The sequence below is a fragment of the Planctomycetota bacterium genome (assembly GCA_018242585.1).
In the GTDB taxonomy this organism is placed as follows: domain Bacteria; phylum Planctomycetota; class Planctomycetia; order Pirellulales; family PNKZ01; genus JAFEBQ01.
Genome location: JAFEBQ010000041.1, coordinates 143,764 through 160,595, shown reverse-complemented (window position 1 = coordinate 160,595; position 16,832 = coordinate 143,764). Strand labels below are relative to the sequence as shown.

Sequence of the window (16,832 nt, the reverse complement as noted above, 5' to 3'; positions counted from 1 at the left end):
CGACAGACCTCGCAAATCGGGGGAACTGCCAATGATCTAACGCCTTGCTGGCATCGAGAATAACTGACGCAAACCACCTAGATTGTTGCCGCCGAACCATTACGGCGTCGGACAACCGCTATTTCCGTCAAGATTTACCAGACTTACTCAACTCTCATGCGCGGCACTTCCGATATTACCGGCACGAACACCGCCACCGGCGCTCGATGTGAGCGCCGAGGCGCCATGTCATGTTCAAGCTTAGGTAGACACAGATGTCGTGCCACCGCTGGAATTCATGGTTGCTTGCCTTGGGTGCGCAGTTGCTGTTGATCTCGACAGCCGCCGCTCAAGTGCCCCCCTTCGCGCTGAGCAACGAGCAGGGGGAACCGGGCGTCCTAGACGCCTCGATGTTCCGCCAGCCGGACTACAGCACCTATGGTGGCCCTGAAGGCATGCCCACGGGTTATTTTGGCTCGGTCGAAGCGTTGGTTTGGTCGACGTCGAACCCCAAGGTGCAGGAAGTCGGTATCGAAGGGGGCCAGCGATATGTCTACGTGGGGAACTCGACCCCGTTGAACTATGTTTCGACCGGTGCCACAACGGGTCAGGTATTACCCGGCACCTATGTGTCGGCCCCGGGGGCCAGCGGCCAATATACCGGCCCACAAGCGACAGGTGGCGCCAACGGCTATGCCCTGCAAACCAACTCGAATGACACTAGCTGGATCAAAGCCGGCATGTACGGCGGCTATCGCTTTGACTGGGGGTACATGGGCGAGAATGGCCACGGCTGGTTGTTCAGCGCGTTTCAGATGAGCGACAACACTCAGACCGCGCAATTTCAGAATGTATCCATGGTCTTTGGCGATCCCGGCACCACGGTCTACAACGCCTACTCAGGTTCGTCGATCACGGGTCTCAATACGGCCGGGACGACACCGACTTATACTGAATTCGCGCCCCAGGCCATTACCAACTTTCCGTTGCTAAACGGTTTTGTCAGTTATGTTCGCGCCACGACCACCGGTGGGACGACGACGATTTCAACCAATGGTTTCCCCGCTGACTTGAACGGCAATAACCTTTACGGCAATGCCGGTCGCGACCTGGGCACCACGCCCAGCGGTACCACTTACAACCCACCGCTCAACGGCATTCCGGACCCCGAAGGCGGCGCCCCGACGCAAACCATCTCGCCGGGTATGCCCTACAACGGCATCACCCAGCCGGTCGACTACGGCGATGCCGTGCCGCTGCCGCTGTTGTTCAGCAACGTGCAATACACCTCGAAGACGTCGACTTGGGGCATTGAAGCGAATCGCGTTCTCCGCGCCTCGGAATACGACCGCGTCGGCGGGATTTGGGAGGTATTCGGCGGTGTCCGCTACTTGTCGTTTACCGATACGTTCCTGGTCAACGCCACGGGCGGCATCCTCGACGCTAGCTACTGGAACACCGTCGCGTACAACCGGCTGGTTGGCCCGCAGATCGGTCTCCGCTGGAGCAAGCGGCGCGATCGACTGGCGTTTTCGGCCGAAGGTCGGGCCGTGGCCGCCGCCAACTTCCTGACCGCGCGTCAAGACGGCATGATCGGCAGCAACTTGACCCAGACGCAGCCGAGCCCGACGTTGGCTTATACACAGGTAACTAACCCGGTGACGGGCGCTGTCACGACGTATGTGACGCAACAACCCAACAACCCTGGCGGCAACACGCCCGCATACAGGTTGAACCAGCCGCTGAACCTGGACCCGACGACGTTCAACAGCCAGGTCAACTGGGTGAACTTCAGCCCGATGGCGGAAATCCGAGCCAAGGTCAGCTACCAGGTGTTTCGCTCGGTGTCGGTCAACGCTGGTTGGACCGGCATCTGGATCGACCAAGTGGGGCGTGCCTCGAACATGATGAATTGGACGTTGCCCAACTTCGGAATCTTGGGCGACCGAAACCACGGACACGTGTTTCTCAACGGTCTGACCGTCGGTTTGGAAATCAATCGGTAACGAACGTCGCCGCATGATGGCGCCGCGCGTTGGCGCGCGAAACGCCGGCACCGCGAGTTGGCGCGAAAACGGCACTGTTGGCCGCAATTGATGCGCGGCTCAACATTAAGAATCGCAAATAAGCCGAGCGCCCCGCCGCGCGAACTGGCGGCGATTGAGAGACCCGTGGTGGAACGAGCCCTAGGCTTTGACCTTGGCGCCGTGCTTCTGGAGTTTGCGCAGCTCGGCCAGTTCGGTGCTCAGCCGATGACGCAACGGACTTTCCGGGCGCAGCTCATCAACCAGCGACTCGGCCTTGTCCAGCATGTCGGCAGTGATTGGCGGATTGGCAAAAAGTTTCCGCCAGCTCTTCGAGACTTCTTGTTCGGTTAGCAAACAGCACCCCCGGTACAAGCATCTTCGTTGCTTATCGTGGTCCAAGCAGATATTCTACGCCTCTCGGGCGTCGAGGCAAGCGGCTCGGACGGGGAGCCGTCCTGAACAGGTTCCCTAGGCCAAGCGGCTTCCACAAGACGCCGATCGAATCGACTGTAGCGCCGTTGCCGTCCCGCCAAGTTCTGAACCAGGGCAAACTTCGGTCGGCGGACGCCGGCAGCCGATAACGAACAGGGGGACTGGTCAAACGACGACCGGCAGCCCCCCCGGCGACGCCTGACGTACCACCCGCAAACCTTGACTGCTTTCACCAGGTTCTTGTGTCGTCAACAGTAACGGTTCATCGGGTGGTCACGCGAGCGCAGCGGGATGCCTTTTTGACGCTCCCCTGGCGCATCTACGCCCATGACCCGGTCTGGGTGCCGCCGCTGCTGCTCGAACGGCGCCAATTCATCGATCCACGCCAGCAGCCGTTCTATCGCCACGGTGTCGCCACGCTTTTATTGGCCGAACAGAACGGCGAGGCCGTCGGGCGAATGCTCGTCAGCGATGACCCGCGCTACAACGAAGCCCACGGTTCGAACGTCGGCTGCTTCGGCATGTTCGAGTCGATCGACGATCCGCGCGTGGCGCATGCCTTGCTCGACGCCGGCGCCGAGTGGTTACGCGCGCGAGGGCGCAACGAGATCATGGGGCCGATCGATCTTTCGACAAACAATCCCGCGGGACTGCTGATCGATGGCTTCGACACGCCGCCGCGATTGATGATGAATCACAATCCGCCGTACTACCGCGGGTTGCTCGAATCGTGGGGACTGAGCAAGGCCAAGGATCTGTACGCCTTTTGGTTCGAGGACTCCACCGATCTGGCCGGACGTTGGCACGCGCGCGCCGAGCGGTTGCGCAAGCGGCTGGGGCTGACCATTCGACCCATGCGGCGCAGCGACGAGTCGGCCGATGTGCTCCGCTGCAAGGCGATCTACAACAGCGCCTGGGAACACAACTGGGGCTTTGTGCAGATGACCGATGCCGAGTTCAAGCACCTTGCCGACCAGTTGCACCAGTTGACGTCGCCCGAGTTCATTCTGCTGGCCGAGATCGGCGATCGAGCCGTCGGCATGTCAGTCTTGGTCCCGGATATGAACGAGGCCATCCGGCCACTCAATGGCCGGCTGTTCAATTGGGGGCTGCCGATCGGGCTGTGGAAGTTCAAGCGGAACCTGCAGCGCGTCAAGCATTGTCGGCTGCTGGTGCTGGGGGTGCTGGCCGAGTACCGCCGTCGCGGGATTGCCGAGTTGCTGATCCTGGAAACCCTGCGCGTGGGAAACGAGATCGGTCATTTCGTCGGCGCCGAGCTGGGCTGGACGCTCGAAGACAACGACGCCGTGAACCACGCCATCGAAGCCGCCGGCGCACGACGCTATAAGACGTACCGCATCTTCGCCAAGCCGATCTGACGAGGTGGATTAGCCACGGAGGCACAGAGGCACACGGAGATTTGCACGGAGAGAGCAAATACAAAGAGGGCAGGAGAGAAGGGAACGCAGCAGGAAAGAGAACGTAGTGCGCAACAAGGCCGAATGCAGGTCGTCTTTCCCTAGCCCCTAGCCTCTCGTCCCTAGCCCCTGCTTCCTCACGCCGCTGGCGTGGCCAGGTAGCTGGGGTCGATCTTCCGCAATTCTTCGACCATGGCGTCGATGGTGTACTTGATCTGCTCGGGCGTGTGCAGCGAAGTAATGAAGAATCGCAGCCGGGCCGCCTTTTCTTCCACGGCCGGGTAAAGAATTGGCTGGACGTTCACGCCACGACGCCCCATTGCCTTGGACAACTGCAGACAGTGGAACGAATTGCCCAGGATGATCGGCACCACGGCTGAATCCTTGCTCAGACCCGTGTTGAGTCCGGCCTTCTTGGCCAGCGACAGAAACAGCCGGGCGTTTTCGTGCAAGCGGGCAACGCGCTGCGGCTCGGCTTCGAGCAAGCGGATCGACGCCAAGGCGGCCGCCGCGTTCGACGGCGAGATGCCCACGCTGTAGACGAACCCCGGCGCGGTGTACTTCAGGTATTCGATCACTGCCTTGCAGCCGGCGATATAGCCGCCGCAACTGCCGAATGACTTGCTCAGCGTTCCCATCCAGAGGTCCACATCCGACGGCTTGACGCGGAAGTACTCGCCCACGCCTCGGCCGTGCGGGCCCAACGCGCCGATCGAGTGCGCTTCGTCGACCAGCAGAAACGCCTTGTGCCGATTCTTGACGTCGATAAAGCGGGGCAGATCGGTGATGTCGCCGTCCATGCTGTAGACGCCCTCGACGGCGATCAACACGCGCCGATACTCGCCGCGCAAATCGGTCAGCAACTGATCGACAGCCGCCCAATCGTTATGTGGGAACGGCCGGCGGCGCGCGCCCGACAGGATGCACCCTTGCACAATGCTATTGTGAGCCAGCGAGTCGTGCAGAATCAGGTCGCCCGGGCCGAACAGGTGCCCGATCGTGGTTTCGTTGGTCGAGTGGCCGCCGACGTAGACAATGGAGTCTTCGGCGCCGATGAAATCGGCGATGGCCCGTTCCAACTGGCGGTGAATGATTTTTTCGCCCGAGACCAGCCGGCTGGCCGAGACGCTGGTGCCGTATTGATCGATGGCCGCCTTGGCCGCCGCCGTCACCTTCGGGTCGCCCGAGGTGCCCACGTAGTTGTAGCTCGAGAAGTTGATCAGCTCGCGACCGCCGATCATCGTCGTGTCGTTGGTGACCCGCTCGTGGATGTTGAAGTACGGATTCCCCAGCCCGGTGTTTTCGAGCATCTCCAAATTCTGCTTCAGCTTGACGTACTCGGGGTACTGGTCAAAGCGGAAATACTCGGGCGGAATCTGCGGCCCGACATCCGCGGTCTGGGCCTTGGCCGACGGGCCCAGAAAGGTTTCGACGGCGTCGACCACATCGCGGCAGGTTTCGAGCTGCTGGGGCACCTCTTCGGGGAAGCGGCCGCCAAAGCGCTCTTCGAGCGCCGCCAGAATCTCCATCCGCTCCAGCGAATCGAGCCCCAACTCGGTGATGTTCGTGTCGAGCGACAGGTCGCGGGCTCGTTCCTTGGCGATCCGCTGGACTTCTTCCAGCACCTGGTCGGCGGTCGTCCGGCGCCGCGCGGGGCGAGTGACACCGTTGATCGCCGTGGCGCCGGCATCTTCTCCCTCGGTCGCGCCGAAGAAGATCGATTGGCCGGTTCGCTCGCTAGACAGCCCCGAACCGTGTCCGGTCGCGCCGGCGGCGTCGGTGTCGGCCAGCTTGGGCGCAACGGTCGTCGCCCCGTCGTCACCGGTATTCCAGCCGGCAATCACTTGCAGGCTATTGTCCAGGAACGCGCGCCGGCAAGCGTGGCGCTGGATCTTGCCGCTCGATGTCTTGGGAATCGAGCTGGGCTTGATCAATCGGATGGCGTGAACCGGCAACTCGTGCTCGCGCGAAATGTCGCGAACCATTGCCGCGATCGCCGCCTCGGCGTCTTCCTTGGCGCCGCGCTCCATTTCAGCCACCACCACCAGGTGGGGCTCGTCGGCAATATCGACCGCGAAGGCCGCGCTCGCGCCGGGTCGGAGCGCCGCGTGGCTTTTCTCGGCGGTCAGCTCGATATCGTGCGGGTAATGGTTCAGCCCGCGGATGATGATCAGGTCTTTGAGTCGCGCGGCAATGAACAGTTCCGAGCCGTGGAAGAAGCCCAAGTCTCCCGTGCGCAAGAACGGCCCGTCGTTCGTGTCGGCCAGCCGGGCTTGGAAGTAGTGCTTCGTTTCTTCCTCGCGACGCCAGTAGCCTTGCGCAATGCAGGGGCCCGAGACCCAAATCTCGCCGACCTCATTCGCCTCGCAGCGGAGCGACGTTTCGGGATTGACGATCACGATCCGCTCGTTGGGCAGCACCTGGCCGGCGCCGACCAGACCGCGCGCGACCGGCGACGATTGCGGCACGCTGACCACTTCGCGGTTCTCGAGCGCCTTGGAGTCGTAGCTGCGCACCACGGGGGGCTCGCTGCGGAGTCCGCCCGAGACCAGCAACGTGGCCTCGGCCAGCCCGTAGCAGGGATAAAACGCTTCGCGACGGAAGCCACAGGGCTCGAACGCTTCGACAAAGCGGTTGATCGTCTCGGCCCGCACCGGTTCGGCCCCCGAAAAGGCCAACGTCCAATTGCTCAGATCGAGCTTGGCGCGCTGCTCGGGCGTGATCTTGCGCACGCAGAGATCGTAGGCAAAGTTTGGCCCGCCGCTGACGTTGGCCCGATGGCGCGAGATCGCCTGCAGCCAGCGGAAGGGCCGCTGCAGGAACGACATCGGCGACATGATCACATTGGGCCGGCCCATGAAGAGCGGCTGCAAGACACCGCCGACCAGGCCCATGTCGTGGTAGCTCGGCAGCCAGAACACCGAGAACGTCGAGCGGGTGATCTCGAACGCATGCGCGATCAAGATGCAATTCTGAATCAGGTTTCGGTGCGAAAGCACCACGCCTTTGGGGGTGCCGGTCGAACCCGAGGTGTATTGCAGGAACGCGATCGAGTCCGCGTTGATGGCCGGCGGCGTCCATTGGCTGGCCAACTCGTCGGGCACCCGATCCGACGACAACCAGTGCAGCTTCTTCAGGTCGGGCGACAGTTCCAACAGCGGCTGAATCCGCTCCCAGACAGCGTGCGTCGTCAACGCCACCGCCGCTTCGCAGTCGGCCGCGATGGCGTCGATGCGATCCATCTTGCGGTTCAGCCGCGGCGGATAGGCCGGCACGGCGATCACGCCCGCGTACAGACAGCCGAAAAAGCTGATGATGAAGTCGAGGCCCGAGGGGAACAACAACAGGGCTCGCTGTCCGGCCAGGTTGTTCTGCTGGAGCCAGGCGGCGACCGCGCGGGCGCGGCGGTCCAACTCGCCAAACGTCAGATGCTGCTCGTCGAATTCGCCGTCAACCAGATACTTCAGGCAGTTGTCAGCGCCCATCATGGCGCCGCGCTGCACCAACACCTCGACGAGCGTTTGGGCTCCGAACACGGTGGAAGTGTGTGTATCGTGTGGCACGGTGGTCGACGCTCCTGACGATCGCGTGGCCGGCAAGCGCTCAACCCAGCGAGCAATTCGCTGGCGGAGTCGCGGCGGGAATGGCGATGTTACAAACCAACGGGACAGGCGCGGGGGAACGCGGTATCAAAGTGTCTCGCCTCGCCGTCCGACCTGCGATATCTCTTGCACGACACGTCGTGGCGATCTCAATCACCAGCGACGCAACGTGCCATGATTCATGGTTCAATGCGCTGCTCGTCAGCTTTCGGCACCGACCGCGTTGACGGCGGAAAAAAATAGCCGCTACGACGAAGAACTCGTCTCGGCGACAACGATTTTGCATAGTTCATCCAGACTCGTTAACTTAACAACAACAAGTCTCGATTTCAATGTTCTAGCCCCGGTATCCCATGTCGAGCGACAGGCGGCCCTCGACTTTCATCGGACGCCTGAACCATTAGCGCCGTTTGAAGTTCGAGCGGTTGAAAAATCGTCAGTATCCTTTCCACTGTCCGTCCGTTTGTAGCAAGTACGGAAAGTTTTCACGCCGTCCCCCCGGCCGGGCCACGCACGACAACCCTCCAGGGTTTGTCGTGACGCCCGCCGGTCGTCCCTGGTCGACTCACCTTCATCGCTCACCCAAGCCTGTATTCATTATGCCTACCGCACCCTTGAAGTTGTTGGTTCTTGGCGCTCATCCTGACGACGCGGAACTGTGCGCCGGCGGGCTGATCAATCGGTATCGCGCCGCCGGACACACCGTGAAGATGATCTCAGTCACGTGCGGCGACATCGGACATCATGAAATGTCCGGGCCGCCGCTGGCCGCTCGACGTCGACAAGAGGCCGCCGCCAGCGCCGCGGTTTGCGGCGCGGAGAGCGCCGTGTGGAACCATCCCGACGCGCACCTGCTGCCGACGTTGGAGCTGCGCTGGCAGATCATTCGCGAGATTCGCACCTTCGCTCCCGACCTGGTGCTGACGCATCGCACGAACGACTATCATCCCGATCATCGCGCCGTGGGGCAAGCCGTGCAGGATGCGTCGTATCTGGTCACGGTGCCGAACGTGGTTCGCGAGACGCCGATCCTGAAGCGCGATCCCGTGGTGGCGTTTCTGCCCGACCGGTTCACGCGGCCAAACGTGTTGCGCGCCGATGTGATCGTCGACATCACGCCGCAGGTCGAAAAGATCGTCGACATGCTTTGCTGTCACGTGTCGCAGGTGTTCGAGTGGCTGCCGTTCAACCAGGGAATTCAGGACCAGTTGCCGCCTGACGCCGCCGGTCGGCGCGCGTGGCTGCGCGGCTGGTTCCTGAACTATGTGCGCCCACGGGCCGAGCGTTATCGCGAGGCGCTGGTGGCTCAATACGGGCCAGCGCGCGGCAAAATGATCGAAGCCTGCGAGATGTTCGAGATCAGCGAATACGCGACGCAACTCGACGCCGCGGCCCGCGAACGCTTGTTCGGCCCGAGCATCGTCGGGTGAGCGAGAAGCAGCTTCACCGCGACGTTTCGGGTGCCATGCTCAAACTTCTTGTTGGAGCATGTGAAGCGTCACGCGGCATGCTCAAGCCTTGGGGGGGCTTGGGCATGGCACCCGTTGAAGTGGCGGCCGGTGGCGTGTGGTCTTAGAGTCGCAGCTCGCCGCCGGTGCGCTGGCGCAGGGTCTCGATCAGGGCCTGTAACGTCGGCACATCCAGTTCCTCGGCCCGGGTCGTCGTCTCGAAACCCTGCGCGGCCAACAACTCGTCGACCTCGGCCTTGGTCAACTGCTTGCTGAACGCGCTGTGTACGACATGCCGCAGCAACTTGCGGCGATGGAAAAACAGCGCGCGAGCGCAGTCGTGAAAGAAGTCCAAATCGACAATCTCGGCCCGCCAGTCAGGCTGATGCTCCAAGTGAATGATCGCCGAGTGGACCTTGGGGCGCGGCCAGAAGACGCTCGGCGGCAAGACCCGCACGAGTTCGACGGTGCAGAGGGCCTGGATCCAGACGCTGAGCGCGCTGTAATCCTTCGAGCACGGCTCGGCCATGATCCGATCGGCGAGTTCCTTTTGAATAGTCACGGTCATCGTGGCCGGGACGAGATCACAACTGAGCAGGTTCGACATGATCGGCGTGGCCACACTGTACGGCAGGTTGGCCACCAGCTTGAACCGCCGGCTGGGCGCCGCCTCGAGATGCCGCCGCACCGTGTCGAGCACCACGGGGTTCAAGTGATTCTTGTTCCGCAAAGCGTCGATTTGCAGCAAGTCGACGTTCGTGTGATCGATCAGCTCTTCGCTGGCCAACTGGTGCATTTGCGAATCGACTTCCACGCTGACCACGTGGGCCGCCTGGGCCGCCATCAGCGCCGTCAGCGAGCCGGTGCCAGTCCCGACTTCCAGCACCACGTCGTCCTTGGTCAACTCGGCCCGGGCCAGCAGAATGTCAAGCAGGTTCAAGTCGATCAGAAAGTTCTGACCGTAGCGCGTTTTGGGCTGGATGCCCACTTCGCGAAATCGGCGCATCAAAAAGGAAAGGGTTTGTCGACTCATGGTCCGTGCGAGCGTTCCGCTAATGTTTAAGAATTGCCGGTTCGCGGGCCCGCGACGCCCGCCGCCACGGCGGCTTGCACGTACTTGGCCAGCACGTCGGTTTCGAGATTCACTGTCCGCCCCTCGCGCCATTGCCCCAACGTCGTCTGCTCAAGCGTGTGGGGAATCAGCATCACGCTGAACTGTTCAGGCGTCACGTCGACCAGTGTCAAACTAACGCCATCCAGAGCGATCGAGCCCTTGCTAGCCAGTTGCCCGCGCAGCGCGGCTGGGTAGCTGACCCAGAACATCGACCATTCCCCTTCATCCTGCCGGCGGGCCAGGGTTCCCAGTCCATCGACGTGCCCGGTCACGAAATGCCCCCCCAGCCGGTCACCGACGGCCAGCGAACGCTCCAGGTTCACCCGATCGCCCGCGCGTATGCACCCCAGGTTGGTGCGCTGCAACGTCTCGGGCCCCAAGTCAAAGGCCAGCGTGCCGCCGCCGATTTCCACCACCGTCAGACAACAACCGTTGACCGCGATGCTGTCTCCCAGTCGGGCTTCGGCGGCAATCGGCGAGTGCGCGATCACCAGTCGTGCCCCCGGCCCCTGGGGCGCCGCTTGCTCGACCTGCGCCGTCGCTTCGACCAAACCAGTAAACATCTCGGGCGCCCCGCTTAGAACATCGGTTCTTTGTGCGGTCGCCGCTGGACGGCTTCGCGCCATAGGTAACGCACGGGCCCCGACAGGACGAAGCCCACACAGATCATCGGAATGGCGTAGCCGCGCACGACAATCACCGCCACAAAGGCAAAGATCAAACCGACCAGGTGGCCAAAGCTGCGATGCCCGCGCAACATTTGATTGACCACGTGCGGGTACGGAATCCGCGACACCATCGCCAAGGCGACGAGAATCGCGAACCAGGGGAGCAAAGTTTGTACATAGTGGTCGATCATGGCGGCCGCCTTCCAGGCGTTATCGTCGCGACGCAACGTGTAGAACAGGATGGCGAACCCAGCGATCGAGGCCGCCGCCGCCGGCGACGGCAGCCCGCTAAAGTTCAGGTGGTCGTCGTCTTCGTGCGTCTCGGCGTTGAACCGCGCCAGCCGAATCGCCGCGCAGGCCGCGTAGCTGGCGGCAATCAGCCAGACCCAATTCGAGTGTCGAAACGTGAAGTAGGGACACATTTTCACTAACAAGAACCCTGGCGCGACGCCAAACGTCACCACATCGCACAAGCTATCCAGTTGCCCGCCGAAATCGCTCGACATCTTGGTCAGTCGCGCCACGTGCCCGTCGAGCGCGTCGAACACCATGGCCAGGAAGATCAGCCAGCCGGCCAGCATGCAGTTGTGCGTGTCGTCGGTCGCGATCAGCCCACGGGCGTATTCGATCGGATCGTTGGCGTGAATGGCCATCGTGTGGGGAGTGTCGGCCGACGTGGGGCGCTCAATGCGCGCCGCCACCACGATCGAGAAGAATCCGCAAAACAGATTCCCCAGCGTGAACAGCGTCGGCAGAATCGCGACCGTACGGAGTTTGGACATGGGCGAAGTTGCTAGTTGCGAGTTGCTGGTTGCTAGTGAAATGCGAAAGAAACTATGCGCGTGTTAAATCATCAACCGACTTATGCTGGTCCTTACTAGCTGCTAGGAACTAGCAACTTCCTCGCCCCCACCGGGCCATCACGGTGCTGCCGGCCGAGACTTTTTGGCCAACTTGCACTTCAATCTGGACGTCAGGTTCCGCCGGAAAGATCAACTCGGTGCGGGAGCCTAGCTTGATCATACCGAACTTTCCGCCCCGTTCGACCACCTCGCCGCTCCGCAGGCCGCACACGATTCGCCGGGCAAACAAGCCGGCGATCTGGCGGACCACGATCCGGCGATGGGGCCGGGCCTCTTCTTCCAGCCCGATCCACAAGGCTTCGTTTTCCCAGGCGCTGGCCGGGTTCAAGGCGTTCAAAAACTTACCTGGATGATACCGCAGTCGAATCACCCGGGCGCGCACTGGCGAGCGGTTCAAATGGACGTTGAAGATCGACAGAAAGATGCCGATCCGCACCGCCGGGCCGCCAATGTATTCATCGTGATCCAGCCGGGCGACTTCGGCAACCGTTCCATCGGCCGGTGAAACCAGCAAGCCCGGCTCGGTCGGCACTTCGCGCGCGGGGTCTCGAAAGAACCACCAAACCCAGCCCAACACCACCAGCGGCCCGATCGACACCGGCCAAAAGCCCAGCGCGGCCGGCACAATGGCCCCGACCAGCAGCAAGCTGGTCATGATAATCACCTCGGCCAGTCCCCAGCGGGCCAGACCCAGGCGCTCGCGCCAGCGAAACCGGTCGTCGGCCACATCCCAATCGGCCGTGCATTGATTGCGGCAGAACTTCAAATCGCGAGTGTCGAGCAACTCGTGCGGCGCGCCCACGGCGCTGCCGCGGCGCAGCGTCGCCATTCGCGCCACGTAGCCAGGCCGGAACGACTTCAGGTACCAGCGTCGCAGCTGCCCCCACGCCAACTCGATCTGATAGCAGATGCCTCCCCCAGGCTGCACGCTGCGCAAATTGTCAGGCAGCGGCTCTGGGGAAAGCCGCAGCGGCGAGGCGATTTCACTCATCAATACATCGTATTCGCCAAATGCCAGTTTTTGAACCCTCGGGCAAGGGCGTGAAATCAACACAAAACCAGGTAGTTCGAGGTGATTACGTGATGCTGGCCGTGGTGATGGCCAAATGTTCTCCGCATTACACAGGTCAACACCGTGCTGTTTTTCCTCGTCTGACCCATAGCCAACGGGCAATTGATCCGACAGAATATCGAGCACTTTTCTTGGCAACCCCCTGCAATCAACAGCGGCCAGCACGGCGCGCGACCTCTTGTAACAGGAATATTTTCGATGAGCTCGACCATTATCGACATCCACGGACGCCAAATCCTCGACAGCCGCGGCAACCCCACGGTCGAAGTCGACGTGCGCCTGGCCGACGGCTCGTTCGGCCGCGCCGCCGTCCCCAGCGGGGCCAGCACCGGCGTCCACGAAGCCTGGGAACTGCGCGACGGTGACAAGAGCAAGTTCCTTGGCAAGGGGGTGACCAAGGCCGTGGCCAACATCAACGAAAAGCTGGCCGATGAGCTGGTCGGCTTCGACGCTCTCGAACAGCGCTTGCTCGACCAGAAGATGATCGAACTGGACGGCACGCCAAACAAGAAGAACCTGGGGGCCAACGCGCTGCTGGGCGTGTCGCTGGGCGTGTCGCGCGCCGCGGCCGAATACTGTGCGCTGCCGCTGTTTCGGTACCTGGGGGGCGTCAACGCCAACCTGTTGCCGGCGCCGATGATGAACATCATCAACGGCGGCGCCCACGCCGACAACGGAGTGGACGTGCAAGAGTTCATGATCATGCCGCTGGGCTTCGACACCTTCAGCGACGCGCTGCGGTGCGGCGTGGAAGTGTTCCACAATCTGAAGAAAGTGCTACAGAAGAAGGGCTACAAAACCGCCGTCGGCGACGAAGGTGGTTTCGCCCCGGACTTGAAGAGCGACGTCGAGGCGCTCGACACCATCGGCGAGGCGGTGGCCTCGGCCGGCTACGAGCTGGGCTCGCAGGTCTGCATCGCCCTGGACGTGGCGGCAACCGAGTTTTACGACGCCGAGAAGAAGGTCTACACCGTCGGCGGCCAGAAGATCGACTCGGCCGGCATGGTCGAGATGCTCGCCTCGTGGGCGGCCAAGTACCCGATCGTCTCGATCGAAGACGGCTGCAGCGAAGACGACTGGGACGGCTGGAAGATGCTGTCCAAGCGGCTGGGCTCTTCCACGCAACTGGTCGGCGACGACTTGTTCGTCACCAACACCGAGCGCCTGGCCCGCGGCATCAAGGAAGGCATCGGCAACAGCATTCTGATCAAGGTCAACCAGATTGGCACCTTGACCGAGACGATCGACGCTATCGAGTTGGCCCGCCGCAACGGCTACACCAGCGTCACCAGCCACCGCAGCGGCGAGACCGAAGACGCCACGATTGCCGACCTGGCCGTGGCGTTGTCGACCGGGCAGATCAAGACCGGCTCGCTGTCGCGAACCGATCGGACGGCCAAGTACAACCAATTGCTGCGGATCGAAGAGATGCTGGGCGACCAGGCCCAATACGGCGGCAAGTATTTCACCCGCCGGAAGTAATTGAGCGGTTGACGCCGTGACAGGCGGTAAGATCGGGTGCTTGCCGCTTTGGTAGGGTGCCCTGTGGGCACCAAATCATCGCGATGCGGGCCGAAAAGCTTAGCGCCAGGCGTCTCGTTCGGCCGTGCGAAAAGATGGTGCTCACAGAGCACCCTACATATGCTGGCTCGTCCAGCAGTGGGAAGTGTTTACAGCGAAGCCCACGAGATTGTCTCGTGGGCTTCGTTTCTTTTCTGGCCTTGTCGGGGCATAATTCGATTCATGAGCGTCGGTGCTTTTTTCAAGCTGGTGATGCTGATCGCGGTGGCCTTAGGGGCCATTCAGTTCTTCGCTCCCCAGCGCATGGCACGATTCACGCGCTCCCCTTGGTTCTATTTTGCCATGTTCTCGTTGATGGGGGTCGTGTCGCTGGTCGTCATCGGCCCCAAGTACCTGGAAAGCGAACAGCGCCGCATCCAGATGCGCAAGGTCCAGGAAGCGGTCGCCGTCGCCAATCTGGCCCAGCCTGGTCAAGAATCGCCGCCTAACATTGCCCCCCCCGCGGACCCGACGCCGCTGATCCAGAACACTTATTTCGGTCTGCTGCTGATCGTGGTGGTCGTGACCGCGGTGTTCGTCACGCTGAGCGTCCGCAGTGCGCTGAACGACGACGCCCATCCACCGACCAGCGAACCGACCGGCGATCAGCCACCCACGACCTCGACCACGCAGCCATGATCGTCTTCCTGGAACACTATTGGCCTTGGCTGGCCTTGGCCGCGGTGCTGGGCTTCTTTTGCCTGGTGCCGTTGGTGCTGGGGGCCCATCGCGCGGCTCTGGCAGGTTTCGCCGCCGTGGTCGTGGTGGCGGGCTTGGGGATCATGGTCGAGCGGCTGGTGGTGACCGAGCGCGAGCTGATCTACGAACTGCTCGATCAATCGGCCGCGGCGGTGGTGGCTCACGACGTGCCGCGAGTGTTGGGGGTGATCGTGCCCGAGAATGTGGCGCTGCGCCAGGCGGTCGAGCGAGAAATGGGGCGGGTGCAGATTGTCGAAGTGCGGATCACCGAGCGCGACATCACGGTGAACAAGCAGGTCAACCCGCCGACGGCCACGGGCAAGATCGAAATCGTGGCCATCTTCGACGATACGCGGCAAGCCGGCGCGACGTTCGACCGCGCGCTGGTCAAGTTCAACGTCACATTCGTCAAGCCCAAGGACCGCTGGCTGGTCAGCTCGGCCAAGTGGGCGGAACGCTGACGCCATTCAAAACGCAAACTTGAACCGCAAAGACGCAAAGAACGCAAAGAAAATGCAAGGAAACTAAACGCAGAGGGCGCAGAGGATCGCTGAGAGGTTTATTAATGCCGTCTCTGCGAAACTCAGCGCCCTCTGCGATTCAAATTATCTTTTCTTCGCTTTGCGACCTTTGCGTCTTTGCGGTTCAAAAACGCATTTGAGTGGCGGTCGGCCTAAAAGCGAGCCGACCCCGGCTGGACCCAGCTTTCCCAGACGTTCATCTGTTCGAACGACTGGCCGCCGACGTTGATGAACCCGCGGACGTTCCGGTAACCGCTGCGAACATAGAATCCCGGCGGCTGTGTGTAGAACGGCCCGCGCGACGGCACGACCCATTGCGGCTGGGCCGGCGCCGAGTGGCTGTAAAACGACGGGCCAAAGGCCCAGCTTTCGGCCCGGGCGGCCACGGGCACCAGCGCGATCAACACGACGATTGTGCGGAGCAGAAGTTTTTGCATGGCAGCGGACTCGACAGTTAAAGAATCCCGAGCCGCCACGTTCCCGCGGCGCTCGCACTTGCGATCCCTCACCAACTGCCCCCGACTTTGCGCCGCGGCGCGTTTACTCGCGGCGCGGAACTCGGCGCGTGGCGCACTGCGATGCGTCACGACCAGTCGTTCGGCAGGTCCACTCTCCACTGCTGCATGCTCGGAATGGCGCTTCGCTTGGTCAGATCGAAATCCAACGGCGTCAGCGTGACGTGGCCCTCGAGCAGGGCCGTCAAATCGGACTCGGGCTCGGGTGGCCGGCGATCGATCGCTCCGACCATCCAGTAATACTTGCGGCCCCGCGGATCGACCCGCCGCTCGAACTCTTCGCCGTACCGGCTGAGCCCCATCGGCACCACGCGGACTTGTGCCGGGCGGTGCAGGGCCACGGTCGGGATGTTCATGTTGTACAGGTGCGGTCCCGGGGGCTTGAGTTCCATCATTTGCTCGATTACCCGCCGCGCCAAGCGGGCAGCTCGATCAAATCGGGCATGTTCGCTGAATTCCAGCGAGACGGCGATGCTGGTTATATCGAAGAAAGCGCCTTCGACGGCCGCCGCCACCGTGCCCGAGTACAGGACGTTGATCCCGGCGTTCAGCCCGCCGTTAATACCGCTGACCACCAGGTCGGGTCGCTTGCCGCAGAACTCGATCACCCCCAGCTTCACGCAATCGGCCGGGCTCCCCTCGACGCTCCAGCCGCGCCGGCGGTCCCCGTCGAACACCTCGTGGGCGACCAGGGGGCGGAGAAAGGTGATCGAATGGCCGACGCCGCTCTGTTCGGTGTGGGGGGCGACGATCGTGACGTCGCCAATTTCGCGCAGGGCCTCTTCCATGGCCCGCAGGCCCGGGGCGTAAATACCGTCGTCATTGGTCAACAGGATTTGCACGTCGCGAAATGGACCATGTTTCGCGGGGAAGTTCAAGGAGGGGCCGAGCCGTTACGCTTCGGTGCCGAGGTT

The 16,832-nt window shown here is 62.2% G+C and carries 14 protein-coding genes; 6 read left to right on the top strand and 8 right to left on the bottom strand.

Translation table 11 applies throughout. From position 1 onward, the window contains the following. Positions 1-281 precede the first annotated feature (281 nt). Positions 282-1,985 carry a hypothetical protein gene (locus tag JSS27_19140; GenBank protein ID MBS0211065.1) on the top strand — a complete coding sequence of 568 codons (1,704 nt, stop codon included), beginning with the start codon at positions 282-284 and terminating at the stop codon, positions 1,983-1,985. A 180-nt stretch (positions 1,986-2,165) separates the two neighbouring features. Here the strand turns inward: JSS27_19140 and JSS27_19135 are convergent, their stop codons facing one another. Then, positions 2,166-2,360, bottom strand: a complete 195-nt coding sequence (locus tag JSS27_19135; protein ID MBS0211064.1) for a hypothetical protein — start codon at positions 2,358-2,360, stop codon at positions 2,166-2,168. A 320-nt stretch (positions 2,361-2,680) separates the two neighbouring features. On the opposite strand from JSS27_19135, the gene JSS27_19130 reads away from it, so the two are divergent. After that, a complete protein-coding gene (locus tag JSS27_19130) occupies positions 2,681-3,817 on the top strand; it encodes an N-acetyltransferase (GenBank protein ID MBS0211063.1) in 1,137 nt (378 codons plus the stop codon). Between the two features lie 176 nt (positions 3,818-3,993). Here the strand turns inward: JSS27_19130 and JSS27_19125 are convergent, their stop codons facing one another. Beyond that, the gene (locus JSS27_19125; protein ID MBS0211062.1) at positions 3,994-7,419 is read right to left on the bottom strand and encodes an aminotransferase class I/II-fold pyridoxal phosphate-dependent enzyme; all 3,426 of its coding nucleotides are present in this window, start codon (positions 7,417-7,419) and stop codon (positions 3,994-3,996) included. A 638-nt stretch (positions 7,420-8,057) separates the two neighbouring features. On the opposite strand from JSS27_19125, the gene JSS27_19120 reads away from it, so the two are divergent. After that, the gene (locus tag JSS27_19120) at positions 8,058-8,888 is read left to right on the top strand and encodes a PIG-L family deacetylase (GenBank protein ID MBS0211061.1); all 831 of its coding nucleotides are present in this window, start codon (positions 8,058-8,060) and stop codon (positions 8,886-8,888) included. Between the two features lie 142 nt (positions 8,889-9,030). Here the strand turns inward: JSS27_19120 and rsmA are convergent, their stop codons facing one another. From rsmA to JSS27_19100, 4 genes are all read right to left on the bottom strand, one after another. Then, positions 9,031-9,939: a ribosomal RNA small subunit methyltransferase A gene (gene rsmA, locus JSS27_19115; GenBank protein MBS0211060.1), complete on the bottom strand. Its 909-nt coding sequence runs from the start codon at positions 9,937-9,939 to the stop codon at positions 9,031-9,033. A gap of 26 nt (positions 9,940-9,965) precedes the next feature. Next, positions 9,966-10,583, bottom strand: coding sequence for a riboflavin synthase (locus JSS27_19110; GenBank protein MBS0211059.1), 618 nt, complete (start codon positions 10,581-10,583; stop codon positions 9,966-9,968). Positions 10,584-10,597: 14 nt separating this feature from the next. Next, positions 10,598-11,470: a CDP-diacylglycerol--serine O-phosphatidyltransferase gene (gene pssA, locus JSS27_19105; GenBank protein ID MBS0211058.1), complete on the bottom strand. Its 873-nt coding sequence runs from the start codon at positions 11,468-11,470 to the stop codon at positions 10,598-10,600. Between the two features lie 109 nt (positions 11,471-11,579). Then, positions 11,580-12,500, bottom strand: a complete 921-nt coding sequence (locus tag JSS27_19100; GenBank protein ID MBS0211057.1) for a phosphatidylserine decarboxylase family protein — start codon at positions 12,498-12,500, stop codon at positions 11,580-11,582. 321 nt (positions 12,501-12,821) lie between these two features. Here JSS27_19100 and eno point away from each other — a divergent pair, with 321 nt between their 5' ends. From eno to JSS27_19085, 3 genes are all read left to right on the top strand, one after another. Next, a complete protein-coding gene (gene eno, locus JSS27_19095) occupies positions 12,822-14,105 on the top strand; it encodes a phosphopyruvate hydratase (protein MBS0211056.1) in 1,284 nt (427 codons plus the stop codon). Positions 14,106-14,366: 261 nt separating this feature from the next. Then, positions 14,367-14,822 carry a hypothetical protein gene (locus tag JSS27_19090; protein MBS0211055.1) on the top strand — a complete coding sequence of 152 codons (456 nt, stop codon included), beginning with the start codon at positions 14,367-14,369 and terminating at the stop codon, positions 14,820-14,822. Beyond that, complete coding sequence (locus tag JSS27_19085) at positions 14,819-15,343, top strand: hypothetical protein (protein ID MBS0211054.1); 525 nt, start codon at positions 14,819-14,821, stop codon at positions 15,341-15,343. Before JSS27_19090 ends, JSS27_19085 begins: the two co-directional genes overlap by 4 nt. Before the next feature lie 212 nt (positions 15,344-15,555). On the opposite strand, the gene JSS27_19080 is transcribed toward JSS27_19085, so the two are convergent. Both JSS27_19080 and surE read right to left on the bottom strand, forming a co-directional pair. Next, a complete protein-coding gene (locus tag JSS27_19080) occupies positions 15,556-15,840 on the bottom strand; it encodes a hypothetical protein (GenBank protein MBS0211053.1) in 285 nt (94 codons plus the stop codon). Positions 15,841-15,986: 146 nt separating this feature from the next. Further along, complete coding sequence (gene surE, locus JSS27_19075) at positions 15,987-16,760, bottom strand: 5'/3'-nucleotidase SurE (GenBank protein ID MBS0211052.1); 774 nt, start codon at positions 16,758-16,760, stop codon at positions 15,987-15,989. Positions 16,761-16,832 lie beyond the last annotated feature (72 nt).